Annotated in this window: 25 protein-coding genes and 1 tRNA gene; 10 read left to right on the top strand and 16 right to left on the bottom strand. The window is 66.6% G+C overall.

From position 1 onward, the window contains the following. Positions 1–8: 8 nt before the first annotated feature. The 5 genes from TX80_RS15510 to hemC all read right to left on the bottom strand — a co-directional run bounded on the left by TX80_RS15510 (position 9) and on the right by hemC (position 5,512). Positions 9–1,508 (bottom strand): DHH family phosphoesterase, encoded by a 1,500-nt coding sequence (locus TX80_RS15510; protein ID WP_049924140.1) that lies wholly within the window; start codon positions 1,506–1,508, stop codon positions 9–11. A 64-nt stretch (positions 1,509–1,572) separates the two neighbouring features. Then, complete coding sequence (locus TX80_RS15505; protein WP_049924139.1) at positions 1,573–2,703, bottom strand: CapA family protein; 1,131 nt, start codon at positions 2,701–2,703, stop codon at positions 1,573–1,575. Positions 2,704–2,814: 111 nt separating this feature from the next. Beyond that, positions 2,815–3,561 (bottom strand): uroporphyrinogen-III synthase, encoded by a 747-nt coding sequence (locus TX80_RS15500; RefSeq protein WP_049924522.1) that lies wholly within the window; start codon positions 3,559–3,561, stop codon positions 2,815–2,817. Then, a complete protein-coding gene (gene cobA / locus TX80_RS15495) occupies positions 3,561–4,367 on the bottom strand; it encodes a uroporphyrinogen-III C-methyltransferase (protein WP_049924137.1) in 807 nt (268 codons plus the stop codon). The genes TX80_RS15500 and cobA overlap by 1 nt, the downstream gene beginning before the upstream one ends. A gap of 14 nt (positions 4,368–4,381) precedes the next feature. Next, positions 4,382–5,512, bottom strand: coding sequence for a hydroxymethylbilane synthase (gene hemC / locus TX80_RS15490; RefSeq protein ID WP_049924136.1), 1,131 nt, complete (start codon positions 5,510–5,512; stop codon positions 4,382–4,384). Positions 5,513–5,677: 165 nt separating this feature from the next. On the opposite strand from hemC, the gene TX80_RS15485 reads away from it, so the two are divergent. Together TX80_RS15485 and TX80_RS15480 are read left to right on the top strand one after the other, a co-directional pair. Then, positions 5,678–6,043 carry a group I truncated hemoglobin gene (locus tag TX80_RS15485; RefSeq protein ID WP_049924135.1) on the top strand — a complete coding sequence of 122 codons (366 nt, stop codon included), beginning with the start codon at positions 5,678–5,680 and terminating at the stop codon, positions 6,041–6,043. Positions 6,044–6,154: 111 nt separating this feature from the next. Continuing rightward, complete coding sequence (locus tag TX80_RS15480; protein WP_049924134.1) at positions 6,155–8,467, top strand: nitric-oxide reductase large subunit; 2,313 nt, start codon at positions 6,155–6,157, stop codon at positions 8,465–8,467. Between the two features lie 35 nt (positions 8,468–8,502). Here TX80_RS15480 and TX80_RS15475 read toward each other — a convergent pair whose 3' ends face one another. The 4 genes from TX80_RS15475 to hemB form a co-directional block, all read right to left on the bottom strand. After that, entirely contained in the window at positions 8,503–9,177 is a 675-nt protein-coding gene (locus TX80_RS15475; RefSeq protein ID WP_049924521.1) for a hypothetical protein, read from the bottom strand. Between the two features lie 92 nt (positions 9,178–9,269). Next, positions 9,270–10,610, bottom strand: a complete 1,341-nt coding sequence (hemL, locus tag TX80_RS15470; protein WP_049924133.1) for a glutamate-1-semialdehyde 2,1-aminomutase — start codon at positions 10,608–10,610, stop codon at positions 9,270–9,272. A 165-nt stretch (positions 10,611–10,775) separates the two neighbouring features. Beyond that, positions 10,776–12,476, bottom strand: a complete 1,701-nt coding sequence (locus TX80_RS15465; protein ID WP_049924132.1) for an ammonium transporter — start codon at positions 12,474–12,476, stop codon at positions 10,776–10,778. Between the two features lie 481 nt (positions 12,477–12,957). Further along, positions 12,958–13,962: a porphobilinogen synthase gene (gene hemB, locus TX80_RS15460; protein ID WP_049924520.1), complete on the bottom strand. Its 1,005-nt coding sequence runs from the start codon at positions 13,960–13,962 to the stop codon at positions 12,958–12,960. A gap of 130 nt (positions 13,963–14,092) precedes the next feature. Here hemB and TX80_RS15455 point away from each other — a divergent pair, with 130 nt between their 5' ends. The 3 genes from TX80_RS15455 to TX80_RS15445 all read left to right on the top strand — a co-directional run bounded on the left by TX80_RS15455 (position 14,093) and on the right by TX80_RS15445 (position 17,177). Then, complete coding sequence (locus TX80_RS15455; RefSeq protein ID WP_081661660.1) at positions 14,093–15,562, top strand: hypothetical protein; 1,470 nt, start codon at positions 14,093–14,095, stop codon at positions 15,560–15,562. 132 nt (positions 15,563–15,694) lie between these two features. Next, positions 15,695–16,867, top strand: a complete 1,173-nt coding sequence (locus TX80_RS15450; protein ID WP_049924518.1) for an MFS transporter — start codon at positions 15,695–15,697, stop codon at positions 16,865–16,867. A gap of 112 nt (positions 16,868–16,979) precedes the next feature. Further along, complete coding sequence (locus TX80_RS15445) at positions 16,980–17,177, top strand: hypothetical protein (RefSeq protein ID WP_049924130.1); 198 nt, start codon at positions 16,980–16,982, stop codon at positions 17,175–17,177. Between the two features lie 47 nt (positions 17,178–17,224). Here the strand turns inward: TX80_RS15445 and TX80_RS19535 are convergent, their stop codons facing one another. Continuing rightward, complete coding sequence (locus TX80_RS19535; RefSeq protein WP_195893099.1) at positions 17,225–17,380, bottom strand: hypothetical protein; 156 nt, start codon at positions 17,378–17,380, stop codon at positions 17,225–17,227. A gap of 224 nt (positions 17,381–17,604) precedes the next feature. On the opposite strand from TX80_RS19535, the gene TX80_RS15440 reads away from it, so the two are divergent. Further along, entirely contained in the window at positions 17,605–17,928 is a 324-nt protein-coding gene (locus TX80_RS15440; protein WP_049924128.1) for a 4Fe-4S dicluster domain-containing protein, read from the top strand. Between the two features lie 30 nt (positions 17,929–17,958). Here TX80_RS15440 and TX80_RS19530 read toward each other — a convergent pair whose 3' ends face one another. Continuing rightward, on the bottom strand, positions 17,959–18,123 hold the full coding sequence (locus tag TX80_RS19530) for a DUF6757 family protein (protein ID WP_195893098.1): 165 nt from the start codon (positions 18,121–18,123) through the stop codon (positions 17,959–17,961). 55 nt (positions 18,124–18,178) lie between these two features. After that, complete coding sequence (locus tag TX80_RS15435; RefSeq protein ID WP_049924127.1) at positions 18,179–18,997, bottom strand: PHP domain-containing protein; 819 nt, start codon at positions 18,995–18,997, stop codon at positions 18,179–18,181. Between the two features lie 146 nt (positions 18,998–19,143). Here TX80_RS15435 and TX80_RS15430 point away from each other — a divergent pair, with 146 nt between their 5' ends. After that, positions 19,144–19,431, top strand: a complete 288-nt coding sequence (locus TX80_RS15430; RefSeq protein ID WP_049924126.1) for a DUF5789 family protein — start codon at positions 19,144–19,146, stop codon at positions 19,429–19,431. Positions 19,432–19,466: 35 nt separating this feature from the next. On the opposite strand, the gene TX80_RS15425 is transcribed toward TX80_RS15430, so the two are convergent. Beyond that, positions 19,467–20,474 carry a DUF5784 family protein gene (locus tag TX80_RS15425; RefSeq protein WP_049924124.1) on the bottom strand — a complete coding sequence of 336 codons (1,008 nt, stop codon included), beginning with the start codon at positions 20,472–20,474 and terminating at the stop codon, positions 19,467–19,469. A gap of 129 nt (positions 20,475–20,603) precedes the next feature. Here TX80_RS15425 and TX80_RS15420 point away from each other — a divergent pair, with 129 nt between their 5' ends. Next, positions 20,604–20,777, top strand: coding sequence for a DUF5786 family protein (locus tag TX80_RS15420; protein ID WP_230198765.1), 174 nt, complete (start codon positions 20,604–20,606; stop codon positions 20,775–20,777). 63 nt (positions 20,778–20,840) lie between these two features. On the opposite strand, the gene TX80_RS15415 is transcribed toward TX80_RS15420, so the two are convergent. Continuing rightward, positions 20,841–21,791, bottom strand: a complete 951-nt coding sequence (locus tag TX80_RS15415; protein ID WP_049924120.1) for a YkgJ family cysteine cluster protein — start codon at positions 21,789–21,791, stop codon at positions 20,841–20,843. Between the two features lie 81 nt (positions 21,792–21,872). Here TX80_RS15415 and TX80_RS15410 point away from each other — a divergent pair, with 81 nt between their 5' ends. Then, positions 21,873–22,118, top strand: a complete 246-nt coding sequence (locus tag TX80_RS15410) for a DUF7561 family protein (protein WP_049924119.1) — start codon at positions 21,873–21,875, stop codon at positions 22,116–22,118. A 30-nt stretch (positions 22,119–22,148) separates the two neighbouring features. On the opposite strand, the gene TX80_RS15405 is transcribed toward TX80_RS15410, so the two are convergent. Both TX80_RS15405 and TX80_RS15400 read right to left on the bottom strand, forming a co-directional pair. Continuing rightward, positions 22,149–22,433, bottom strand: coding sequence for a HalOD1 output domain-containing protein (locus tag TX80_RS15405; RefSeq protein ID WP_049924118.1), 285 nt, complete (start codon positions 22,431–22,433; stop codon positions 22,149–22,151). 243 nt (positions 22,434–22,676) lie between these two features. Then, positions 22,677–22,764: transfer RNA gene (locus TX80_RS15400), tRNA-Gly, on the bottom strand. A gap of 163 nt (positions 22,765–22,927) precedes the next feature. On the opposite strand from TX80_RS15400, the gene TX80_RS15395 reads away from it, so the two are divergent. Beyond that, positions 22,928–24,796: a helicase C-terminal domain-containing protein gene (locus TX80_RS15395; RefSeq protein ID WP_049924117.1), complete on the top strand. Its 1,869-nt coding sequence runs from the start codon at positions 22,928–22,930 to the stop codon at positions 24,794–24,796. Positions 24,797–25,490: the final 694 nt, after the last annotated feature.

Raw genomic sequence — 25,490 nt, 5'->3', positions numbered from 1 at the left:
GCCGCGCGTCAGGAGAGTTGTTCGCCCACGATCTCGTCGACCCGTTCGATGAACTCCGTTTCCTTCCCTTTCGGAACCGTCGCCCCTGCTGCGACGTCGTGACCGCCGCCGTCGCCTTCGACTGCTCGCGAGGCTTCGCTCATCACGGCCGAGAGGTCAAGCCCACGTCGAACGAGTCCGTGGGTTCCCCGTGCCGATACCTTGAGTTCGGACTCGGATTTCTCCGCAAACGCGACGATCGGTTTCGAACGGCTGATCCCCTCGTTTCCCATCGCCATCCCCGCGACGATGCCGACGATCGTCTCGCGGATGCGATCGCCCGCGTGGAACCACTGGACGTTCGTTTCTTCCGTGACCCCCTCGCGAGTCACGAGGTCGATCCCCTCCGAGAGATTGCGGCGGTGATCGCACAGGAGCGTCCGGGCGCGCTCGAGGGCCGCCCCGCGATCCCCGAGACAGACGCCGAGCCCGACGTCGGCCCGCTCGTATCTGGCGGTCGCGTTGAGCAGCGTCGAGAACTCGCTTGCGTCCCGGAGTTCGGTCCCGACCGGCTCCTCGCTGAGGACGTAGGCGGTGCCGACGAGTTGGTCGATCTTCTTCGGCGGGACGCCGCTCGAGACGGCGCGTTTGACGAGCGCGCTGGCGACGGTTCGCTTCTCCTCGTTTGTCAGTCCCGACCAGCGCCGCCACTCCCCGTCCCGTTTCAACTCGAGGTCGAGTCCGTCGAGAAAGCGCAGCGCCCCCCGTTCGTCGTTCGAAATGCCGGGGATGTGGACGTCGGTCGCGTACTCGAGCAGTTTCGGGAGCGGCCGGGTCTGTTTGCCATAGAGGGCGAGGTCCTTGCCGGTCTCGAGCACGCCGGCGTCGACGCCTTCGTCGACGATCTTCGCGTTCGCGCCGTGGAGTTCGCCGCCGGAGGCCTGCATGTCGCCGACGGCACCGACGACGGCGAGCGCGGCGAGATCGCGGTTGTCCGACCGCGCAGGGGCGGTGTCCACTCCGCTTCCGTCGGCCGCAACCGCCGCGTCCGATCCGTCGGCAACGTCCGCGAGCGCTCGTGCGAGGACGTAGCTCGCGCCGGCCCCAGAGAGCTCTGCGGCCCCGTCGATCCCGAACAACAGCGGGTTGAGGTGGTACTCGGTGTCCGCGCGTGACGGTTCGCCGTCCCCGTCGATCGTTGCGGGCTGGTGGTGGTCGGCGATGACCGGCGTGAAATCGCCCGCGTCCTCGTGGTCGCCGATGATATCGAGTTGGCCGCTCCCGAAGTCCGTAAAGTAGACCGTGTCGTAGTCGGTCGCCGCGATCGCGGCGATCGCGTCCGCGTCGAGTTGCTTCTCGAAGACCGTCTCGAAGGGAATCCCCGCCCGCTCGAGGGCTTTCGCGGCGATCGCGGCGCTGGTTAGGCCGTCGGCGTCGATGTGGGAGGCCAACAGCACGCGGTCGGCCGCACACAGCCGTCGGGCACAGCGGGTCGCACGCTCCTCGAGATCGGGAATCGGCCCTGCCATTGGCGAACCCTTGGTGCGGCGTTCGTCATAAACCCGCGGACTCGACCGTCGAACCCCGTTCGCGTTACAGCGAGAGGTGGAGGTGGGTTCCGTCCCGCTCGTAGGTCGTCCCGAACGGCTCCGAGCGGTCGACCATCGTCTCGTGTAGCCACTCGGCGTCGGTTTCGTCCGCCTGATGGACCGCGTAGTCGTCGATGCGGGCCGGCACGAGCCGGAGGTCCTCGAGCGTGCCGTCGTCGTCGACGCCGACCTCGAAGAGGAAGGTCCGGTCGTTTCTGAGTTCGGGTTTGACGGCGTAGTCGTCGACGATGTCGCCGGTATCGTGCAGGATAAGGCCGTCCCCGTACCGTTCGACCCCCTGTGGGATATGGGCGCTGTGGCCGTGGACGAGGTCGACACCCTGGTCGACGAGCCAGTGGCCGAACGCGACGTACTCCGCGCCGGGCTCTTCGACCCAGTTCGATCCCCAGTGCAACGACGCGACGAGCAGGTCGGGTTCGTGTTCGCGGGCCCGCTCGAGCGCGTCCTCGACGATGCGACGCGTCTCGTCGTTTTCGCGGTCGCACTCGATGTACGCCGTTCCCGGTCGGTCGTCAGTTACGCCGTACTCCTCGAAGTGATCCGCGAAGGAGACGACGGCGACGTCGACGCCGTCGACGGTAAACGTGGCCGGGGCGTGGGCATCCGCCGGCCCCTTGCCGGCCCCTGCATGGTTGATCCCGCCTTCGTCCAGCGCTTCGACGGTGTCGACGAGTGCGGTCGGCCCGTAATCGAGCATGTGGTTGTTCGCCAGCGAGACGAACCGGACGTTACCGGCTTCGAGGGCCGGAACGGCCCACTCCGGATCGGCGCGGAAGTAGTACGCCCGGTCCGGAAACCGCTCCCCGCGCGTCGAGAGACAGCACTCGAGGTTACAACAGACCGCATCGAGGGACGCGAGCCGCGGCCGGAGGTCGCTCCAGACGGCGGCCGGCGAGGCGTCGTCTTGCCCGTAGCGCTCGTCGAGGTTGCGCCCGAGCATGGCGTCCCCAGCGAATCCGATCGTCGTTCCCTCGCGGTCGTGGTGGACGTCAGCCACAGCCCGGTCTCCGACGTTTCGACCCCCCGTTCCGGTCGCGTCGGTGCCCGGTTCGGCGCAGCCGCCGAGGACGGTCGCGGTCGCGGCCGCCAGAAACCGCCGGCGACTCCCGTTCATCGGTTCCCTCGCCGACCGCCGTCGACGCTTCGGTTCGTCCGCGTGTGGTTCCGGCCCGTTTCGGTCATCGATCGACGGTTCGAACGGCCGATCAAAATACTTGCGGGGATGTCAGGCTCGGTCCGTCGCCGTCGCTTCCGCGACGGTCTCGCTTGCGAGCCGTTCGAACGTCGCCTCGCTGGCGACCAGATCGACGTCGATCCCGTGCTCGAGAGCCGTCTCGCGCGTCGGCTCCCCGATGACGCCGACGACGGCGTCCGCGAGGCCGGTGCGGGCCGCCTCGAGAACGCCGCCGGCCTCGGCGGCGTCGAGGAAGTGCTCGACGGTCAGCGACGAGGTAAAGCAGGCGGCGTCGAGTTCGCCGGCGGCGGCCAGCGCGGTCGATTCCCCGCTGTCTTCCGGCCGAACCAGCCGATACAGGGTCGTCTCGTGGACGTACGCGCCCGCGTCTACCAGCCCCTCGAGCAACACGTCGCTGCCGTGGTCGCTGCGGGCCACCTCGACGCGACTCCCGGCCACGCGACCCTCGAGTGCGGCGGCGAGACCGCTGGACGTGTACTCCTCGGGAACGAGATCGACCGCGTACCCCTCCTCGCGCAGCGCCTCGGCCGTCGCGGGGCCGATCGCACAGACGGTTTCGTCGCTGGCCTCCCAGCCCACCCGCGAGACCAGTTCCGCGCCGGTCTTGCTCGTAAAGACGACGTACTCGGCGTCGGTCCGTGGGGTCGCGCCCGTCGCATCGATCGCGAGCATCGGGTCCGGAACGGGGTCGGCATCGAGCGACTCGAGCAGCGAGACGGCGGCCTCGATGCGGTCGTCGTCGGGACGGAAGACGGCGACGGTCGGCGAGTCGCTCATCACCGGTCCTCCGGGGCGTCCACGGCCCCCGTGGAATCGTTTCGCAGGAAGTCGACGACCGACTCGCGGGTGCCGGCGACGTCGCCGATCACCGTCACCGCGGGCGGTTCGATGCCTTCCTCGTCGCGGACGTCGACGATCGTCTCGAGGGTTCCCGTCGCGACCTGCTGGCCGGGCCAGGTGCCGCGTTCGACGAGCGCGACCGGCGTTTCGGGGTCCATCCCCGCCTCGCGCAGGGCCGCCGTGTAGTCGGGGAGCCGACCGACGCCCATCAACACGACGATAGTGCCGCCGGTGGCGGCCAGGGCCGCCCAGTCGACCGCGGACTCGTCTTTGGTCGGGTCCTCGTGACCCGTGACGAACGACACCGAGGAGGCGTGATCGCGGTGGGTAACGGGGATTCCGGCGACGGCGGGCGCGGCGATCGCCGAGGTGACTGCGGGCACTACTTCGAAGGGGATTTCGTGGGCGGCGAGGTACTGGGCTTCTTCGCCGCCGCGGCCGAAAACGAACGAATCGCCGCCCTTGAGCCGGACGACCGATTTCCCCTCGCTGGCGAGTTCGACCAGTCGCTCGTTGATCGCCGACTGAGGCGTTCGCTCGCCGCCGGCGCGCTTGCCGACGTCCTCCCGCCGGTCCGCGGGGAGCAGTTCAATGATCTCCGGTCCCGGCAGCTTGTCGTGGAGCACGACGTCCGCGCGCTCGAGCAGTCGTTTCGCCTTGACGGTCAGCAGCTCCGGATCGCCGGGGCCGCTGCCGACGAGATAGACGGTTCCGGACTCGGGTTCGATGTCGCGTCCTGCCATTTCAATACGGCTAGCTATTTCCCCGCGGGCTTATCTTCGGCGGAGACGTCGCCCTCTTCGTCGGTCCGGGCGTCCTCGATCAGGGCCGCCGCGCCACGGCCCGCCAGATCGGCGGCGAACTCGCGGGCCGCGTCGGCGTGGCCCTCGATCGGCAGGTCCCGGCTGCCGGTGACCGACTCCTCGCCGTCGCGGTCGAAGACGCTCACGGTCGTGTACACGTACTCCCCCTGAACGATCGCGTAGATCCCGAGCGGCGCGATACAGCCGCCGCCCAGTTCGGCGAGCACGGTGCGCTCGACGGTCGTCTCGACGCGGCTTCGCGGGTGATCGATGGCGGACTGTATCTCGCGGGCCGTCTCCCCGTCCGTCGCGGTCACCGCGAGCGCCCCCTGTCCCGGCGCGGGGACGAACGTCTCCGTCGGCAGTTCCTGATAGTCGACGGAGTACGCGAGACCGCTCCGTTCCAGGCCTGCCTGAGCGAGGACGATGGCGTCGTACTCGGTCTCGATCTCGCGACCGAGTGCCTGGCGTTCGAGTTCCGAGAGGTCGTCGAACCACTCGTCGACGGTGCGGTCGTACTCGGGTTCGAACTCCTCGTCGCCGGTGTTTGCCTTTCGCTCCTTGTCCGCCTCAGATCGTTCCTGGTGTTCCGCCTGGAGCGCGGGCGCGAGCAACTTCTCGAGGCGCGTGTCCACGTTTCCACGCAGCGGCTCGACCTCGAGGTCGGGCCGCTCGGACAGGAGTTGCGCGCGCCGACGGAGGCTCGAGGTCCCGACGGTCGCCCCCTCGGGCAACTCCGCGAGGGTCGCTCCGTCGGGCGTGACGAGGACGTCGCCGGGCGCACCCCGCTCCGGGACCGCCGCGGTCACAAGCTCTCCCGGCTGTTCGGTCGGCATGTCTTTCATCGAGTGGATCGCTCCGTCGACGTCCCCGTCGAGAACCCGTTCGTCCAGTTCGCGGACGAACGCGCCCGTTTTCCCGAGCCGATGGATCAGTTCGTCCCTGATCTGGTCCCCCGTCGTCTCCACCGTGACGAGTTCGACCTCGTACCGGCGCTCCTCGAGGGCCTCCTTGACCAGCGAGGCCTGTCGTCGAGCGAGCGCGGAGCCCCGCGTCGCGAGTCGCAACGTCCCACGTGTTCTCATACGCGCCAGTCGGTGCCTGGGGTATGAAAAGCGCACGCTTGCCCGACGAGACGGACGCCCGCTCGAGTGCACACCGTCCGCTCCCGAGACGTATTTCTATCGGGGGATTTCGGCCGAACCAGTTCGTACCGTCCTTTATGTATCTCAGTTTAGTACACACGTTCGATGAGCGAAACCCTCTACGACCGACTCGGCGGCGAGGACGTAATCGCCGACGTCGTCGACGAGTTCTACGATCGTATCATGGCCGACGAACAGGTCGCACACTACTTCGACGACGTGGATATGCAGAAACAACGCGCCCATCAGGCTCAGTTTATCAGTTCCGTCACCGGCGGCCCCGTCGAGTACTCGGGCGAGGACATGGAAGCGGCCCACGCCGACCTCGGGATCGGCCCGGACGACTTCGAGGCGATCGCGACCCACCTCGACGAGGCGCTGGCATCGTTCGACGTCGACGAGAGCGATCGGCAAACCGTTCTCGAGGAGATCGAGCGGTACCGCGATGCGATCGTGACGGCTCCGAACTAACCTTCAGGTCCCGACCTTGTAATCCCCGACGCGAACGTGTTCCTGCTTTTTTCCAGTTCGTAGGAACTACTGGGTTATTTGACGGGGACTGAAGGCCGAGTACCGAACGTGATGAAGGTAACCAGAAAGCAACTCGCCATGTTTCTCGCGACGATTTTCGTCGTGAACCTCATCGTCATGGGCGGTGGGGCGTGGCTGTCCTACGCGAACGAACCGGAAATCCCCGATACCATCGTCGGCCCCGACGGTGAGACCGTCGCGACGAGCGCCGACGTCCAGTCCGGGAAGATGGTCTTTCAGGAGAACGGCTTGATGAATCAGGGGTCGATGCTGGGCCGCGGTAGTTACTACGATACGGATTACACTGCCGACGCGCTCGAGTTGAAGACCGAGTACATGCGCGACTATTACGCGCAAGAAGAGTACGAGACGGCCTACGAGGACCTCGAGACGGCCGAACAGGCCGGGATCGACGAAACGGTCCGACAGGAACTCCAGTCGAGTACGCACGGCGAGCGGGTCGAGTACTCCGCGGCCGAGGCGTACGCCCACGAGCAGGTCCGTGAAGAGTACGTCGAGCGCTACCACGAGGGCGACCGCGAGCGTGGCGTTCAAGAGGGACTGATTCCGAGCGAAGAAGAGGCCGAGCAGTTCGCCGACTTCGCGCTGTGGACCGCCTGGATCTCCCACACCGACCGCCCCGGTTCGGACGCCTCGTTTACCAACGACTTCCCGTACTCGCCCGCCGCGGGCAACGACGCCGGCGGACCGGTGATGACCTGGAGTGTCATCGCGATGGTCCTGCTGGTCGCCGGTGCCGGGATCGCCATCTGGCTCTACCGGGCCGTCGAACTACCCGAGCCCGAGTCCGAGGGCGTCTCGATCCCTCACCCGCGCGATATCGATTTGACGCCGAGTCAACTCCTGAGTACCAGATTCGTCCTCATCGGTGCGCTGTTGTTCGTTGCCCAGACGCTGCTGGGGGGATTGCTCGCCCACTACTACGTCGAGCGCGACGACTTCTTCGGGCTTCACGAAGCCGTCGGGATCGACATCCTCGAGTATCTCCCGTGGACGATCGTTCGAACCTGGCACGTCGATCTGGGGGTCCTCTGGATCGCGACGATGTGGCTCGGTGCCGGCCTGTTCCTCGCGCCGCTTCTGACCGGCCGTGAGCCGCGTCGACAGGCGCTGTACGTCAAAGGCCTCGTCGGCGCGTTGCTCGTGGTCGCCGTCGGCGGCCTCGCGGGTATCTGGCTCGGCATCAACAACGCCTTCGACGGTCAACTGTGGTGGCTGCTGGGTAACGAAGGTCTCGAGTACCTGGAGATCGGGCGCATCTGGCAGACCGGGCTGTTGGTCGGCTTCCTCGGGTGGACCGCACTCGTGGCGCGCGGCTTCAAACCCTTGCTCGACCGCGAGCCTCGCTACGGGCTGGCCCACATGATCGTCTACGCGGGCGGCTCGATCGGGCTGCTGTTCATGGCAGGCTTCCTCTACACGCCCAAGACGAACTTCGTCATGACCGAGTTCTGGCGCTGGTGGGTCGTCCACATGTGGGTCGAGGGCGTCTTCGAATTCTTCGTCCTCGTCGTCATCGCCCTGACGCTGGTTTCGATGAACCTCCTGTCCAAGAAGTCCGCCGAGAAGGCCGTCATCTTCCAGGCCGCGCTCGTGATGGGAAGCGGTATCATCGGCGTCTCTCACCACTACTGGTGGGCCGGCCTCCCCGAAGTGTGGCTCCCCATCGGGAGCGTCTTCTCGACGCTCGAGTTCATCCCGCTGCTGTTTATCCTCTACGAGGCGCTTGGCCACTACCGCGCGATGGATACCGCGGGGACGGACTTCCCCTACCGGATGGCGTTTTACTTCATCGTCGCCTCGAGCGTCTGGAACTTCTTCGGCGCGGGCGTCATCGGCTTTTTCATCAACCTGCCGGTGATCAGCTACTTCCAGAGCGGGACCTACCTCACCGTCGCCCACGCCCACGGCGCGATGTTCGGCGCGTTCGGCTTCCTCGCGATGGGAATGGCCGTCTACATCCTCCGGGTGACCACCCGGGCCGAGAAGTGGACGGACAGGCGACTCCGCTGGTCGTTCTGGCTGTGCAACGCCGGCCTCGCGCTCATGTTGTTCCTCTCGCTGTTGCCGGTCGGCTTCCTGCAACTCGAGGTCGCCTTTACCGAGGGGTACGCCGCCTCGCGCAGCCTCGAGTTCTACAACGGCGGGCTGATCCAGACGCTGTTCTGGCTGCGCATGCCCGGGGACACGCTGTTGATTCTGGGGGCGGCCGTCTTCGCGTGGGACGTCGCCGCGAAGTTGCTCTTCCAGCGGAAGGCGACGGCCGAGGAAACCCGCAGCCACGTCATCGCCGATCGGATCTTCGGCGACGACTCCATCGAGCCGGTTAGCGACGACGACTGAGACGTTCCCGCTCCGTTCTTTCGTCGCCTGTGTCGCTACGGCGTTCCGAGCGTCCGCCGTCGCCGGAGGAGGTAGTACCCGGCGACGAGCGGCTGTAGCGGCGGTGCGAACAGGCTCAGAAACGCTAACCCGAGGTACAGCCCCGGGTTCGGCCGCCACGAGTCGCTCGTGGCGCTGACGTAGGCCGCGTCCTGGTGGATCGCGACCGGAAACGTCCCGAAGGCGACCGCGCCGGCCGTTCCAACGGCCGTCGAGAGCAGTCCGGGGAGCGAGAAGACGACCGCAACCCCCGCTGCGACGGTGCCGAATACCGTCGTTCCGAGCGAGAGCGCGACGATGAGCCACCAGTCGGCCCGACCGGGCGGCGTTCCGAAGCGTCCGTGTCGGCGCGCGAGATAGCTCACGCCGGCAACCGGTGCCCAGACGAGCGCGAAAACCGCGTTGAGCCACGGGTTCGGCTGCCAGTTCCCGCTGGCTCGTGGCCGCCGGCGAACCCGTCGGGCGTCGAAAAAGAGCGCCGTCGCCAGTCCGAACGTAAGGAACGTGTATCCAACGGAGCTAAGCAGGAGCAACCCCCGCTGGAGTCCGGGAACGCCGGGCTCGGTTTCCTGGAGGACGCCGACGATACCGACGCCGACCACCGGCGGAAAGAGATACAGGAGCCGCTCGACGACCCGCGCCCAGTCGGTCTCGTCGACGCTCGTCGACACCGGGGTCATCGACTGGGCTGACGTTCCCGACCGCGGTGGATACGTGTGTCGATCCCTGCACCCCGACTCGCCTCCGGCGGGGACCTGCGGCCCTACAGCGCTTCCTTGTAGGCCTCGAGCGTCCGGTCGACGTCCTCGTCGGTGTGGCCGTAGCTGACGAACTGGCACTCGAACTGGTTTTGCGAGAGGAACACGTCCTGGTCTTTCATCTGGCCCCAGAAGATGCGCCGCCAGCGCTCGGTTTCCGCGTTTTTCACGTCGGCGGCGTTTTTCGGCGCGTAGTCGTAGCGCGGACAGTCGGCGTCCTGTCGACAGCCGGCCTCACACTGGCCCTCGAGCGAGTCGGGACCGTCCCGGGTGAAGATCACCTTGAACATGCTGGCGGTGCCGGTGACCGTGTAGCTCGGGGCCTGATCGGCGACGATGTCGGTCAGGCCGCGGCGCAATCGGTCGCCGAGTCGATCGACGTGCCCGTAGACGTCGTTTTCGGCGGCGAACTGCAGGGTCTCGAGGCCGGCGGCCATCGTGACGGGGTGGCCGGAGAAGGTGCCGGCCTGGAAGACGTCGCCGGAGGGCGTGAAGTGTTCGATGATGTCGGCGCGGCCGCCGATAGCGCCGACGGGGAAGCCGCCGCCGATGATCTTGCCGAAGGTGGTCAGGTCGGGCGTGACGCCGAACTCGCTTTGGGCACACCCCAGCCCGCCCACGCGGAAGCCGGTGATGACCTCGTCGAAGATCAGCAGTGAGCCGTGTTCCGCGGTGATCTCGCGAAGGAACTCGTGGTAGCCGTCTTCGGGGTAGACGATGCCGTGGTTGCCGAGGATCGGCTCGGTGAGGACGGCGGCGATGTCGTCGCCGTGGTCCTCGAAGACCGCCCGCATCGCGTCCTCGTCGTTGAACGGGACCGGCAGGGTGTGCTCGGAGAACGATTGCGGAATCCCCGCCGAGGAGGGGCGTGGGTTCTCGGCATCACCCTCGACCAGCGTCGACTCCTGAGCGCCGTGGTAGCCACCCTGCATGACGACGATCTTGTTCCGGCCGGTGTAGCCCCGCGCGAGGCGGACGGCCGACGTCGTCGCCTCGGTACCGGAGTTGACGAACCGGATCTTCTCGACGCTGGGGACGTGGCGGACGACGAACTCCGCGAGATCGACCTCGATCTCGGTGGGCGCACCGTACATCGGCCCCTCGCTGGCCCGTTGCTGGATCCCCGCCTGTACCTGTTCCGGCAGCGTGTGGCCCAACAGGAGCGGACCGAGCCCCATCACCCAGTCGATATAGCGGTTGCCGTCCGCGTCGATGACGTGGCCGCCGTCGCCCTTCCGGACGAAGAAGGGATAGGGTTCGATCGCCGCACGAACCGCCGAGTTGACCCCGCCGGGCATGACCGACAGCGCCCGGTCGTACAGCTCGCGTGAGTTGTCGTCGCTCATACCCGGCTGTATGAAAGCCGACGGGAAAGTAGTACCGAGATTCCCCCGCGAGCCGCCGTTAGCTGCCGAACGTGTACGCCTCGAGTGTGTCGCAACGAGCGGCCGACTCGAGCGTTCCCATCGACGAACGGAAAGGGTCGACGGCGATCCCCTCGAGCCGCGCACTTAGACGGCGTCCCGTCCGGTTTTGCCGGTCCGGACCTGGTAGGCGTCCTCGACGGGCAACACGAAGATCTTCCCGTCGCCGGGTTCACCGGTGTTTGCGGCCTCGGCGATGGCGTCGACGACGTCCGCGGCGGGAACGTCGGCGACGACGCACTCGATCTTGACTTTCTGGTGGAGATCGACCGTGTACTCCTCGCCGCGCCACTGTCCCTTCTTGGCGGGCTGGGAGCCGCGACCGGAGACGTTCGTGACGGTCAACGACGGCGCGCCGACGTCCGCAAGCGCCGTCTTGATCGCCCCGAGACGGTCGGGGCGGACGATCGCCGTAACCATCTCGAGGTCGCCGTCGGTGGAGTCGCCGCCGTCCGCACGGAGGACCTCGGTGGCGGGGCCGCCGTCGGCAGCGACGTCCGGCTGGCCGAACTCGGGGTACGTGTCGACGCCGTGTTCGGAGACGTCGAGTCCCTCCCGTTCGTGTTCGGGTGTGACTCGAGCCTGGCCGACGGCCGTGAACGCGCCGAAGATGATCGCGGTCGCAGCGACCGTCCAGGCGGTGATGACGGCGACGCCCGCAATCTGAGCCGCGAACGCGGGGCCGACGCTGGCGACTTCACCCGGGGCCGCCACGAACGGGAACAGGAGCGTCCCGATGACCCCCGCCGAGCCGTGTACGGGAAAGACCGCACAGACATCGTCGATCTGCAGGCGTGTCTCGACGAACTCGAAGACGAGCGGCAGTTGTGCCCCGCAGACGCCGCCGACGACGAACGCGCCCCACCAGGCGGTGGTGTCGGGAATCGCGGTGATGCCGACCAGGCCGGCCAACAACCCGTTGGCGACGTAGAGGGTGTCGACCTTACCGGTCTTGAGCCAGGCGATCAGGCCGGCCCCGATCGCGCCGCAGGCCATCGCGATCGTCGTCGTCATCGCGACGCGGCCGACGGTAGCGAAGTCGCCGAGAGCGAGCGTCCCGTCCGCGGCGGCCGCTGGATCGAACACCGTCGCGGCGGTTCCGACGTTGAACCCGTACCAGCCGAACGCGAGGATCAGCGTGCCGAGCGCAGCGAAGGTCAGCGAGTGACCCGGGATGACGTTCGCGGTACCGTCCTCGTTGTACCGATCCATACGCGGGCCGAGGACCCACGCGGCGGTGAGGCCGGCGATGCCGCCCATCCCGTGGACGATCATCCCGCCTGCGAAGTCATGGAAGCCGACGCCGAGCGCGTCACCGAGCATCCCGTCGGCGGTGAGCGGCCCCGCGTCACCCCAGCCCATCCCGGAGACGACCGGGTAGATGACCGCGGCGAGCACGAACGTGTACCCGACGTATGCCCGGAGCTTCGCGCGTCCGGCGACGGCTCCCGAGACGATGGTCGCCGCCGTCATCGCGAAGACAGCGCCGAACAGCCAGTCGACCCACGCATTGGCCTTGTCGGCCGCGAACGCGAACGATATCCCGGTACCGCCGGCGAAACTTTCGATCGCGGCACCGAGCAGGAAGAACACCGTCACCCCGACGCTCCAGGTCAGCAGGTTCTTCGTCAGCTGGTTCGCGACGTTCTTCGAGCGCACTTGGCCCGCCTCGAGCATGGCGAAGCCAGCATGCATGAAGAAGATCAGAAAGGTCGCGATCAGCACCCACAGGAGATTGACTCCGTCGGCGACGACCTGCGGATCGATCTGTAGAAGCGTCGGATCCATCAACCGGTCACCTCCATGTCCTCGCCACATTTGCAGGGAATAACTATACAAACAAGGTTCTTATTGAGTGCATCGGCCATGATTGTATTCTGAATCACGCTCTATTTGGTTGTACTTGTTCTATTTAAGGTTTAGTGTTGACAAACGTGTGGAAACAATAGGTAATAGGATAAACCGTCCAAATCTAATGTGGATTTAATCCATATAAGGGGATTGGAAACGACGTGTTTTTCGAACGACGGCCATCTATTCCGCGTTCGTCAACCACCGTCGGGCGCTACCGTCGGAGATCGGCCAATAACTTCGACCGATCGTCGGTTTCACGTGACGTATCGGCCGGCGATCGCTCGCGCGCGACAATATCTGCCGCGCGACGGCGGGGATCTCCCCGGGAGTTGACGATCGTCTAATAGCCGGCCGCCGCCGACGAACGTGTCGTCCAGCATGGCGTCGAAACGATGCCGCATCTGGCCGGGACGGCTTACAGCCGCTCTGCGACGTCCTCCGCGAAGTACGTCAGAATCAGGTCCGCGCCCGCGCGTTTGATCGACAGCAGCGATTCGAGGGCGACCGCCTCCAGATCGAGCCACCCCTTCTCGGCGGCGGCGTGGAGCATGGCGTACTCGCCGGAGACGTTGTAGGCGGCGACCGGGTGGTCGAACTCCCGGCGAACGGTGCCGACGATATCGAGGTACGGCAGGGCGGGTTTGACCATCAGGACGTCGGCCCCCTGTTCGACGTCGAGCCTGACCTCACGGAGAGCTTCGCGGGCGTTCGCGGGGTCCATCTGGTAGTGTCGGCGGTTTCCGAACGCCGGCGCGCCGTCGGCCGCGTCCCGGAACGGGCCGTAGAAGGCGCTTTCGTACTTGGCGGCATAGCTCATGATCGGGACGTGCTCGTGGCCCTCCCGATCCAGCGCCGTCCGGATGGCGGCCACCATCCCGTCCATCATCCCGCTGGGAGCGACCATATCCGCGCCCGCCGCGGCGTGGGAGACGGCGATCCGCTCGAGCGACTCGAGGGTCGCGTCGTTGTCGACGGTCAGGGTCGGATCGCGGGCCGGGCCGTGGTCGTCGTCGGTCCGCAACCCGTCCTCGAGCGGGCCACAGTGGCCGTGGTCGGTGTACTCACAGAGACAGACGTCGGTAATGACGTAGGCGTCGGTCGCGTCGGTGATCCGCCGGACCGCTTCCTGAACGACGCCGTCTTCGGCCCAGGCGCGGCGTCCCTCCGGGTCTTTCGACTCCGGAATCCCGAAGAGCATGACGGCTTCGACGCCGGTCTCGCGGACTTCCTCGACGCGGGCGACGGCGTCGTCGATCGGGACCCGTTCGTGGCCGGGCATCGACTCGATCGGCCGTCGCTCGTCGGTCGTCGCGTCGACGAACACCGGCGCGATGAGATCCGATGGCTCGAGGCGCGTCTCGCTGACGAGCCCGCGAACCCGGTCCTGTCGGAGCCGCCGGGGGCGATGGGTGAGGTCCATACCGGCGTTACTGACGGGACGTGCAAAAGCGGTGCGTTCGCCGTCCATCCCACCCGTCGGCGTCGCGGCGGCGACGGCGGTCGTGTTCCTTTCCTGAAAACTTATGTCGGAACCGCTGGACTACTCCCGCATGGACCGCCGTACGTTCCTCGCTACCGCTTCGGGCAGTACTGCCCTCGTCGCCGGGTGTCTGAAACTTGCCGGCGATTCACAACGATCGTCGAACGAAACGGGCTCGGCTGGCCACGAACCCGGATCGGTCCCGGCGGATCGGGACGTCGCGTCGCCGCTAGAGGACGTCCCGACCGTCGTCGACTTCGAGACCGCCCCGCTGTCGGCGGCGGTCGTCGGCGGTCGCTTTTCGACGGCGGATGGGCTCCGTCTCGAGATCGATTTAGCAGCGCCGGCGACGAACGACTCGCCGGCCCGCCTGACGGCCGTGATCGAGAACGGGCGGCCGTTCGCCCAGACGTTCAGGCCGCGTCGGCTCGTCGTCCTCGACGACCCCCCGTTGAGTCGCGATGACGAGGGCGGCATCGTCTATCTCGTTCCAACCGCGGACCACGACCTCGTCGAGACGGCTCCCGCCGTCGACCGCGACGCGGACGGGCGCTGGCGCGTCGCCTCCGTCCGTGACGAGTGGTTCCCCGAGACGATCACGCTCGAGGGCGAGCAACGGCTCGCCCTCGAGTACTCGCTGGTCGGCCATCACGATCGCGATGAACCGCCGATCGGTTCCGGAACGTACCGGTTTTCCCGGCGTGGCGACGGGTTCTCGATCGCGATCTGGCCCACCGACGAACCGGGGCCGACAGCCCCGTCGCGGTTCGCCGACGCGGCCGTCCCCTCCATCCCCGATTCGGAGACGGCGTGGTATCACGACGCCGGGCCGACGACGGAGGTGTCCCTCCGTCCCGACGTCGAGTCCGTCACCGCACCCGGAGCCGTCGAGTTCGACCTCGTCAACCGCGCTCGAGAGCCGATGGTCGGGAACCCGTACCGGTGGCGACTCTACAAACTGGTCGACGGGAAGTGGTTTCCCGTCGAGCCGTGGGGATGGCCCCTCCCGGCCGGATCCATCACCCCTGGCGAGATCGACGAGACCGAACTTCACCTCTATCACGGCGAGCCGATCCCGGTCGACGGCGTTCGTACCGTCGGCCACCTTGGCGGCGGGCGGTACGCCTACACCGTCGGCTACAGCCTCGACGACGAGACCCACGCGGCGATGCTCGATCTCGAGGCACCGACCCTTTCGATCGCCCCGGAGTCCGAGGCGTCGGTCGAACGCGAGGGCGAGACGATCGTCGTCCGGTTGCCAAACCACGACGACGCGCGCCGGCCGGCGACGTTCACGGTCACGCGCACGGACGGTGCTGACGGCGACAAGCGACTCATCGAGGAACAACTGTCGCGTCGTCCGTTCCGGGCGTTTCGCAACACGCTCCCGTTCTTCGAGAACGGGGTCACGGAAGTCCGCCTGCAGACCGACCGGAGCACCGCCCTGGGACCCGTCGGCTACGACGACGGCGGAACGCGGACGGTGACGTACGGTGGCACCGCGTTCGAGGCGACCGGACGCGTGCTCGAGCAGCCGTAAGAACGCGGTCACGTGTCCGGGAGTTGATACGCTCGAGTGCTGCTCGGCTGCCGGAATCAATACGCTCATCCGTCGGGGCCGGCGACGAACGAATAGCCGCTCGATGGCCGGCTGAGACGTGACGGTATGACGATGCGCTGGCGATATCAGGAGACGGTGCTCACGCTGTGTACGCTCGCGTTCTTCGCGACGATGGTCGGGAGGCTGGCGATCAGTCCGGTTGTCCCACAGATCATCGACGCGTTCGACGTTTCGAACTCCCTGATCGGCGTTTCGCTGACGGGAATGTGGATGGCGTACTTCCTCTCGCAGTTTCCAAGCGGCATCCTCGCCGACCGGTACGGCGAACGGCCGGTCGTCCTCGTCGCCGTCGGCGGGACGGCGATCGCGAGCGGCTTTCTCGCGCTCGCGCCGGTGTTCGAGGGCTTCGTGATCGGGACCGTCCTGCTCGGGGCCGTCGCCGGACTCCACTACAGCGTCGCGACGACGCTTCTGACGCGGACATACGACGAAATCGGAGCCGCGATCGGTATCCACAACAGCGGCGGTCCCGCCGCCGGACTCGTCGCGCCGCCGATCGCGGTCTGGATCGGCGTCCGGTACGGCTGGCGACCCGCCGTCGCTATCGGCACTGCGGTTGCTATCCCGGTTTTCGTCCTCTTTGCGTGGCGCGTCCGTCCGACGGCACCGCGCCGCCCCGACCAGCCGATGGCCGAGCGATTCGAACTCGGCCCCCTCCTCGAGTTGCTCTCGCGGCCACAAATCGCCTTTCCGGTCTGTCTGGCGATCGCGGGCGCGTTCGTCTGGCAGGCGACGTCATCGTTTCTGCCGACGTTTCTCGTCGAGTATCGCGGGCAGTCGGACGAACTCGCCGGGACGGTCTTCGCGGCGTACTTCGTCGTCCAGGCCGTAACGCAGGTCGGTGTCGGCGCGGTGTCGGACCGGTACGGGCGCGACTTCGCGACCGCGGGTTGTATGGTCCTTGCCACGACCGGCTTCGTCCTGCTGGTGGTCGTCTCCGGCGTTTTCGCCCTCGTCGCCGCGGTTCTGTTGCTCGGGACCGGCCTCGGCTGGGGGGCAGCCCTGTTGCCGCGGTTCATGGACGTCCTTTCCGAGTCCGAACGGGGAGCGGGCTTCGGACTCGTCCGGACAGTCTACGGCTTCGTCGGCGCGCTCGGCTCGGTCGTTACCGGGCTCGTGGCGGACTTCTTCGGCTGGGGCGTCTCGTTCGGCGTCCTCGCCGCGTTGCTCTCCCTCGTATTCGTCGCGCTCGTCGTCAACTGGGCGCTCTCGCTCGGCTACTGACCCGACCGTCGCTGTGTCCGCGACGATCCCGTTGTCACGGTCGCTACAACAGCCCGAGGATCCCACTCGAAACGACGGGACAGTTATCTATCCCGATGTGCAATCCCGTCCAATGGCAGCAGAGACGCGGCGAAAAACGGCGGCACGCTGTACCGAGTGTGACAGAACGTTCGCGGTCTGGGTGACGCCGACCGACGATCTCGTTCCCATCGGTAGCGTCGACGGGTGTCCCTGCGGTGCCAGTGCGCTCTCCCCGCTCGTGCCGTCGGACGATCGACCCGATCCGTCAGCGACCACCTCCGTCCGGTAGCGGCGCGAGTCTCGACGACCGCTCGTTGCTTCTCGAGGCGTTGCCCGTTAGATCGTTCCGGCTCCAACCCGTTCGCGCCGGAAGAGCAGGTACCGGACGACTTCGCGGTGCGTATGGGTCCCGACGAGGTGATCCTCGAGCGTTCGATCGGGAGTCAAGGTATCCTGACAGATCGGGCACGTCACCGGTGGTTCGAATGCCATTTCCGTATTGTTCGTTCGGGGACAGAAACCGGGTGACCCTGCATGTGCCCGTCCTTCCGTCCCATCTCACTCCCGAGGGTGTCGTTCGGTGGACGTTCGTTTCCGACTCCAGCGACTCCCGGTCGCCGGGCTGTCCGGCGACCAGAGCGTTTGCCTCTCAGTCGCACGTTCGTGAACTGAGTCCGTAATTTTAAGTACGCGTCCGCCGTTTGGACCTGCTAGCAATGGCCATAGATCCGCAGTTCAACGAAAACCGCGAGCAGGTCGACGAACACAACGGCCACGACGTCTGGGGACCGGTCGACGAACCCGAAGAACTCGGGATCCACGGCACGCACGTCGCGGTCGACTTCGACCTCTGTATCGCGGACGGGGCCTGTCTCGAGGACTGTCCCGTCGACGTCTTCGAGTGGGTCGAGACGCCGGGCCACCCCGAGAGCGAGGAGAAAGCCGATCCCGCAAACGAGGCCCAGTGTATCGATTGTATGCTCTGTGTGGACGTCTGTCCGGTCGACGCGATCGACGTCGACGCCGGACGGACGGCCTGATCCCTAGCTCCGACGCGAAAAGGCGGCGAACTACTCGGCCCGGTCGACGTCGACTTTCTCCTTGAGGGCTTCGAGCCCGTCGGCTTCGGCGAGTTCCTGTAACCGCTCGCGGAAGTGTTCCTCACACAGACCCACTTTGAGGCCCTCCGATTCGGCGGCGAAGGCGGCCTCACGGTCACAGTAGTGACAGTTCATAATCGGCCATTGGAGCCACGATGCATTGAACCCTCCGCTCTCGGCCAGGTTTTCATCAGGGTGCTGTCAGCTCGAGTCGCTCGAAGGCGGCTTGCGAGAGGCCGGCGACGCCGAGGGTCTCGTCGTGGGCGTCGCTGCCGCCAGTGGGAAGGAGTCCGTGCCGGTCGATCGTTCGTTCGACCGGCGTTCGATCGACGTCGCGGCCGTACGGGTACCACAACTCGACGGCGTCGAGGTCGCTCGCAAGCGCGAGAGCACGTTCGGGCTCCGGATACCGCAACGGATGGGCCAGCGAGACGAGCGCTCCGGCGTCGGCGAGGACGTCGCGGCCGCGGTCGAACGACGGCACGTCCCGCGGGACGAAACAGGGGCCGTCGTCCCCGATGAAGCGCTCGAAGGCGTCCTCGTAGTCGTACTCGAGGTCGGGGTGGGCGTCGATGGCGCGAGCGACGTGGGGGCGGCCGAACCCGTCGGTGACGGTGACGCCGAGATCGACGCCGAGGCGGCCCTCGACGCGGTCGACGATCGCCCGCCCGCGTTCGATGCGGTTCGTCTGGATGCGGTCGACGAGGCCCTCGAGTTCCGGGGTCGGCTCGAGCCCGTATCCCAGCAGGTCGACGCGCTGGCCGCCGACGGAGCGGCGGTCCGGCGCGTCAGTCGACCCGTCGGCGTCGATCTCGACGCGGAGTTCGATCCCGTTGATGAGCGTCACGCCGTCGCGCTCGACGATCGGGTCGGCAAACGGTTGCAACCGGTCGTGGTCCGTCACCGCGACGACGTCCACGCCGGCCCGGCGTGCGGCAGCGGGAACCTCCGAGAGGTCGAGGCCGCCGTCCGACCGCGTCGTGTGGACGTGCAGATCGGCGTAGGGCATAGGTTACCCGAGCAGCCTCGCCCGTAAATGGATTTCTTCGTTCGACTCCGCGACCGAGGCCATACTAGCAGTATAAGGAATATGGTCGTCCTGCAGGTCGTATATGGAAAATGTTTATAATCATTGTTCACGGAGGATAGGGCGTAATGCTGCTCAACGGCACCGGCGAGGTCATCGACGACCACGAGTATCCCGCCACGACCGACGAACTAATCGAGGAGTACGGCGATCGAACCCTCGAACTCCCGAACGGTACCGAGACGGTCGGCGATGTACTCGCCCGCCTCGAGTCGGAAACCTTCGAGTCCCCGGAAGACGCTCGATTTGCCGTCTACTCCGCGGTGAGCGACAAGGCAGTCGGACGCGTCGGCTACAGCGACCGCGATCCGACCCCCGTCGGCAGTCCGTACTCGCCCGACGCGGTGTCCTTTTAACGAACGTTTCCGTCCTGTTTTCGTCGCGGCCGAACTCAGTCGAGAAACTCGATCGCAGCGTCCAGTTCGAGCGGTACCGATCCTTTCCGGTAGCCTTCGACGTGGCCATCGGGCCGGGCGCGGTAGACGACCGCGGGGCGGTGTCGCACGTCGGGGCGTTCGGCGCGGACGGCGTTCCAGGTGTCGTCGCGGAAACTCGAGCAGTCGACGAAGAGAACGGCACCGCCGCCGTGTTTGGCCAGTTGGCCGTTCGTTTTGGTTTCGGCGGTATCGCGCACGGCGGCGACCGGCCCCGACGCGGCGCGGTGTTTCGGCGGCTGTGGCCGGGTGACCTCCACGAGGACGTTCGTCCCCTCTGCCTCGGCCCGAAAGTCGAGCGAGTGTCCCGTCGTGACTTCGATTTCTGGGACGACGTCGTACCCGGCATCGGTGAGCAGTTTCGCGGTGATGAACTCGCCCATGGTGGCGCTCATGCGGACCCGATCGACGTGATCGCTGGTCCCGAGTTTGCCCGACATGACGTGTCGGTACTCGTCGAGCGCTCCGGTCCGGAGGAACGCCTCGAAAAACCGCGTCGTCTCCCGCCGGCCGGCGTCCGGGAAGCCGGCAGCGTGCTCCCGGAAGAACGCTCGCGTCGACTCGCGGCCGTCCTTGGACATGAACACGGGCAGGAAAAACCACGACAGGTGCGGGTACTCGGCGAGCCACGGGTCCTCCTCGTGCAGCGTGGCGAGCAACTCCCGCTGTGTCCACCGCGAGACGTGATACGGGATCTCTCCCCAGCCGAACTTGTCGGTGCGCCACAGCGCGGACGGCGTCTCCGTGTTGCCCATCCAGTAGGCTTCCTCGCCGTTGCGAGCGAAGAGGGCGACGTCGCCGTTTTGCATCTCGAAGCGGTGGGTCGCCCAGTTCCCGCCGATCTCGAACCGCGGCGTCACCGCGTGAGCGCCGATGTTCGTTCGGAGCGGCTGGAGAATTTCGTGTCGAACGCGTTGCTCGCTCCAGGACGCCGGCGAATATCGAAAGCGAAGCGGCCGTGCCACAGCCACGCTACGGATCGGGAAGCCATACGTCTTACGTCAGTTCCCGCGCCTCTCCCGTCGGCGTGGGAACGGAACATGAGGGACCGTTACATTGATGTGTGCTACACCCCTACTATGTACATACTTGCCATGTCAATGGGTGCCTATGACGAAGACGAACACGAACGCCGTGAGCAGCAGGCTTCGAAGGTGGATGCGGATTTCGACGACGAGCGGACGATCTATCACGGGGAAGTCGAGTACGATTCCGGCGACTCGACCGAGGAGTTGCTAGACCAGTTCGAGCAGATCAAGTCGGACTAACGGCTGTCCTTTCCTCTCTTCGGTCCGGTCGCCCGGGAGCGACGCGCGTAGGAGTCGGTTCCCTTACTCGAGTGCGTCCCACCCCGGCGTCTCCGGCGCGCCACGGGCCGTTTCGATAGCGGCCGCGATATCGGCCGACGGCACCGCTCCGTCCGCCGCCGTCCGTCGTCGGTGCCACTCGCGGATCGCGGGGCCGACCCACGAGGAATCGTCGTTCCGAGCCGGTTCGTCGCCGTCGACCATCGCCGCGAGCGCCCGCTCTCGTCCCCACTCGTAGTGGTGGTCGGACGTCGCGAGGGTCCCGGGGCTGGAGGCGGCCGCGACCGCGAGACACTCGGCCCGATCCGCGGCCGTCAGGTCGCCGTTTGCACACCGTCGGATGAGTCCCTCGAGCGCGTCGGGATCGGGATGGCAGAAGAGTTTCTCGCCGATCGCCTGAACGCCGAGCAGGAGGCTCTCTGGCTCGTGTTCGACGTCCCGATCGAGCAACCGCTCGCCGCCGGCGGCCGCTTCGACCCGCTCGCACTCGGTTTCGTGCTCGAGCGCGAGGTTGTGCGTGGGATAGGCGCTGCACTCGTCGGGGTACAGTTCGGTGTCGTGGATGCGACACTGGAGCGTCGTCGGATCGAGAAAAACACACGTCGGGAGCCACGACGGCTCCGACCGGCCGACCGGCGCGACCGGCTTCGGCGGCTTCCGAAGCCCGACGAAAAACGCCGGTCGGCCCGCGACGGCCGCGACGCGGTAGCCGTCGATCTCGACGCCCTCGTTTTCCTCCCGGGCGTGCCAGAACCGCGGGGTCAACGCGGCGGCCTGCCCCCGCTCGAGGAACGTCCGGACCTCCTCGCGGGTAAGCGGGACGAAGTTGGGATCGTCGTCGAGCGGCACTCGTCGGTCGGCCTCGCCGTCGCCGAACGAACCGCGTGCGCGCCGGGCGGTCCCGCCCTCGGTCTCCTCGAGTAGCGGTTTCCAGTCCAGACAACACCCGGCACAGCCCTCACAGTTCACCTCCATGGGGTACAGTAGCACTGCGACCGGTAAACGTCGATCGGTCCCGGGGGAACGACTTTCAGCGCTCGGGACTGATGCTCGTGTATGGCACAGGACTCCTGTGACGGCTGCGGGCGCACGGTTTCGGTCGCTGGCGGCGTCGCAAACATCTGGACGTTCGGCGAGGCCGACGGAAGCGACGGGACCGCGATGACCCTGGAGTTCGAGGACGGAACGGAACACCTGCTGTGTTATCCGTGTATCGAGGCCTTGCCCGACGAGCCGACCGCCGAGGACGTCACTCGCCTCGAGCAGGTCGACGGGGAAACGTCCCGGCTCGGGGTGCTGTGAGACCGACGCGACGATCCGGTCGTCGATGAGTCAGTCGGTTTCCGGCGGCTCGTCAGGATCGGCGAGCGTGACGTCGCCGTTACTGGCAAGCGTTACTTCGTATCCGGCGTAGTCGAAGGTGACCCGTCCGTGAACGGCCCGTTCGTCGAACAGGTCGTTTAACGCCGACGGATTGACGGTTTCGTAGAGCGGCGGACACTCGAACGGGTCGACGTTCGCCGCGCTCGCGACGGCCCCGATCACGCGGTTGCTCGGTTCCGGTTCGTCTTCGATAGACAGGTCCCAGTCGTCCGGGTTGCGGTCGGTTTTCCCCATGGTTCCGTTCTCGAGCGAGGTACTCGATGGATCCGTATAACGCCACGGCCCAACAGGTCCGTGTATCAGTTCCGGAACCAGTGTGTCCTCGGTGGGGGGCGACCGGCATACGAAAATCGAAATCGGGCGGCTGCGACGGTGGAGGCGACGACCGGGTCCGAGACGCGATCACGGGTACGAGCGCGACCGCGGGGAGTCCGCCCGTCAGGAGCAACTGACAGCCGCGGTGATCGCAGCCGCAAGCGGAAGGGGTGGGATTCGAACGCCACGAGGCGAAGTGCCGCCGCGGGCCGGGTGGCACCGCGGTGCTCTACCGCTGAGCGACCCTTCCACGCTCGAAGCGAACGGCCGAGTTCGTATTTGTAATCGGTCGGCTATCCGCGGGTAGCTGGCCCCTACCGATCGATCGATCGAGTCGTCGATCGAACCGGCTCGGTTTCGGCGCGCGCAACGGTCCGTAGCCTTTAGGACCCGGCCGATCCGTGAGTCGAACGGTGAATCCCGAGCGGATCTTCGAGGAGTTTCCCGCGCCGAGTTACCGCGGGAATCAGGAGCAGGCTCTCCGTGACATTCGCGACGCCTTCGACGCCGGCAACGACGTCGTGTTGGTCCGTGCGCCGACCGGCAGCGGCAAGTCGCTGCTCGCGCGGGCGGTGGCGGGCTGTGCTCGCCGCGTCGACGAGGCAGACCCCAGCGACGCCACCGGCGCGTACTACACGACGCCGCAGGTCTCGCAACTGGACGACGTCGCGGCCGACGACCTGCTTTCGGACCTGAACGTCATCCGCGGGAAGTCGAACTACTCCTGTATCCTGCCCGACGAGCGCAACACGCCGGTCAACCAGGCACCCTGCGTCCGCGAACGGGGCTACGACTGCTCGGTCAAGCATCGGTGTCCCTACTTTTCGGACCGGGCGATCGCCTCGAACCGGGAGATCGCGGCGATGACGCTCGCGTACTTCATGCAAACCGCCGGCAGCGAGGTCTTTCGCAAGCGCGACGTCGTCGTCGTCGACGAGGCCCACGGCCTCGCCGAGTGGGCCGAGATGTACGCGACGATCCAGTTAGGTCCCCGGACCGTCCCGTTCTGGGACGAGTTGCGCGTCCCCGAGGTCGACGGCGTCGAGCGCGCCGTCCGGTACGCCGACAACCTCGCACAGACGTGCACCCGACGCAAGGACGAACTGCTCACGCAGGACTCGCTTACCCCCGCCGAGGTACGCGAGCGCGATCGCCTGCAGGAACTCATCGGCGAACTCGACTGGTTCGTCTCGGACTACCGCGATCCGGAGAGCCCGACGACGTGGCTGGTCGATCAGTCCGATCCCGCTCCCGGCGCTCGAGCCGACGACGATGACGAGCCACGCGGCGGCCCCCTGACGATCAAGCCGATGAACCCCGAGAAGTACCTCCAGCACACCGTCTGGGATCGGGGTAACCGGTTCGCGCTCCTGTCGGCGACGATCCTCAACAAGGACGCGTTCTGCCGGCAGGTGGGGCTGACCCCTGACAACGTCGCGCTGGTCGACGTCGGTCACACCTTCCCCGTCGAACACCGCCCGCTGTACGACGTGACACAGGGGAAGATGACCTACGAACACCGCGACGAAACGACGCCGAAGATCGCCCGGACGATCGTTCGGCTCATGCAGCGACACCCCGACGAGAAGGGGCTGGTTCACGCCCACTCCTACGACATTCAGGAACGGCTCGCGGATCTCCTGTGTGACTTCGGCGTCGGCGACCGAATCCGGGTCCACGACCGGGACGGCCGCGACGCCGCCCTCGAGGGGTGGAAGGCGAGCGACGATCCCGACGTCTTCCTCTCGGTCAAGATGGAGGAAGCGCTGGATCTCAAAGGTGAACTCTGTCGCTGGCAGGTCCTCTGTAAAGCGCCGTTTCTCAACACCGGCGACTCGCGGGTCGCCCACCGCTTAGAGGAGGGACAATGGGCGTGGTACTATCGCACCACGTTGCGCACGGTCATTCAGGCCTGTGGCCGCGTCGTTCGGGCACCCGACGATCACGGGGCGACCTATCTCGCGGACTCGAGTCTGGTGGATCTCTTCGAGCGTGCGCGGACTGATATGCCCGACTGGTTCGAATCGCAGGTCGACCGGATGGAACGCCCGGACCTCCCCGAATTCGAGCCGCGAGCGGCGCTCGGGACGACCTCGTCGACGCCGACGCGCGGCCGGCGACGAGGGTCGGGGACCGGAACCACGACCGCGAGTTCCGGAACGGGGTCGACGGCCGGGACGACGAGCGACCCGGGAACCGACCGCGACGGCGGGCGGTCGGGTCGGAGACGCCGGTCGTCGGACTCGAGCCCGCTGGCTGACGTCTGGGATACCGACGGGTAGACGCAGGCGGGTTCCCACCCACCGTGGCGGGGGGCCGCAAGCCTAGAAGAGATGCATCGCAGGCATGGCGACCATCGACGTCGCCATGAGCACGGCAAACAGGAACGCGAGGACTTTGTTCCGTCTGTTCATGCGCCCCGGTTGGCGCTCCGGGTGCATGAATCTCACGACCGTTGTCGCAGCCGTGATCACGGCGGTAAGCGACAACCCCGACCGCAAACCGGATTGACGGTCGAGTTGCTAGCGTTTGGCCCTACTCGGTGGTTCTTCGTGCTCGGCCGCCCCGACAGCGACTCGAGCCACCCAACCCGTCCCATCGTTCTCGATCCGAGTGCAGCGTCGATGAAGCCCTCGATGGCGATAGTTTCGCACACTCATCAGTAGATATAAGTCTATCTGTGCGTTAGTTCTTTCCGGAAGCTACAGTCTCCAATCGGTCGCAGGGGGCATGCGCTGAAATGCCCCGGGTGTTAGAGGCACCCGAGACGTGGCTTCCAACCCGGAAAGGTCTGAAGCCATGATTGCGTACCCGCTCCCGAGACATAAACGTCTCGCACGACATTCCGTTCGCTCGACACGGATAGCGGCGCGTCCGAGGTGCGTGTTTGGGTCGCGTTCGGCGGTCGTGCCGAACCGGCCCGCTCGAGTCCGGCGGTCGGCGGGGGTCGATGGGGGATTCCCGCGAGGTCGCACC

The sequence above is a fragment of the Halopiger djelfimassiliensis genome (genome assembly GCF_000455365.1).
Taxonomy (GTDB): Archaea; Halobacteriota; Halobacteria; order Halobacteriales; family Natrialbaceae; genus Halopiger_B; species Halopiger_B djelfimassiliensis.
Note: the sequence above shows the minus strand (reverse complement) of the source record. Positions and strands in the feature narration are given on the sequence as shown.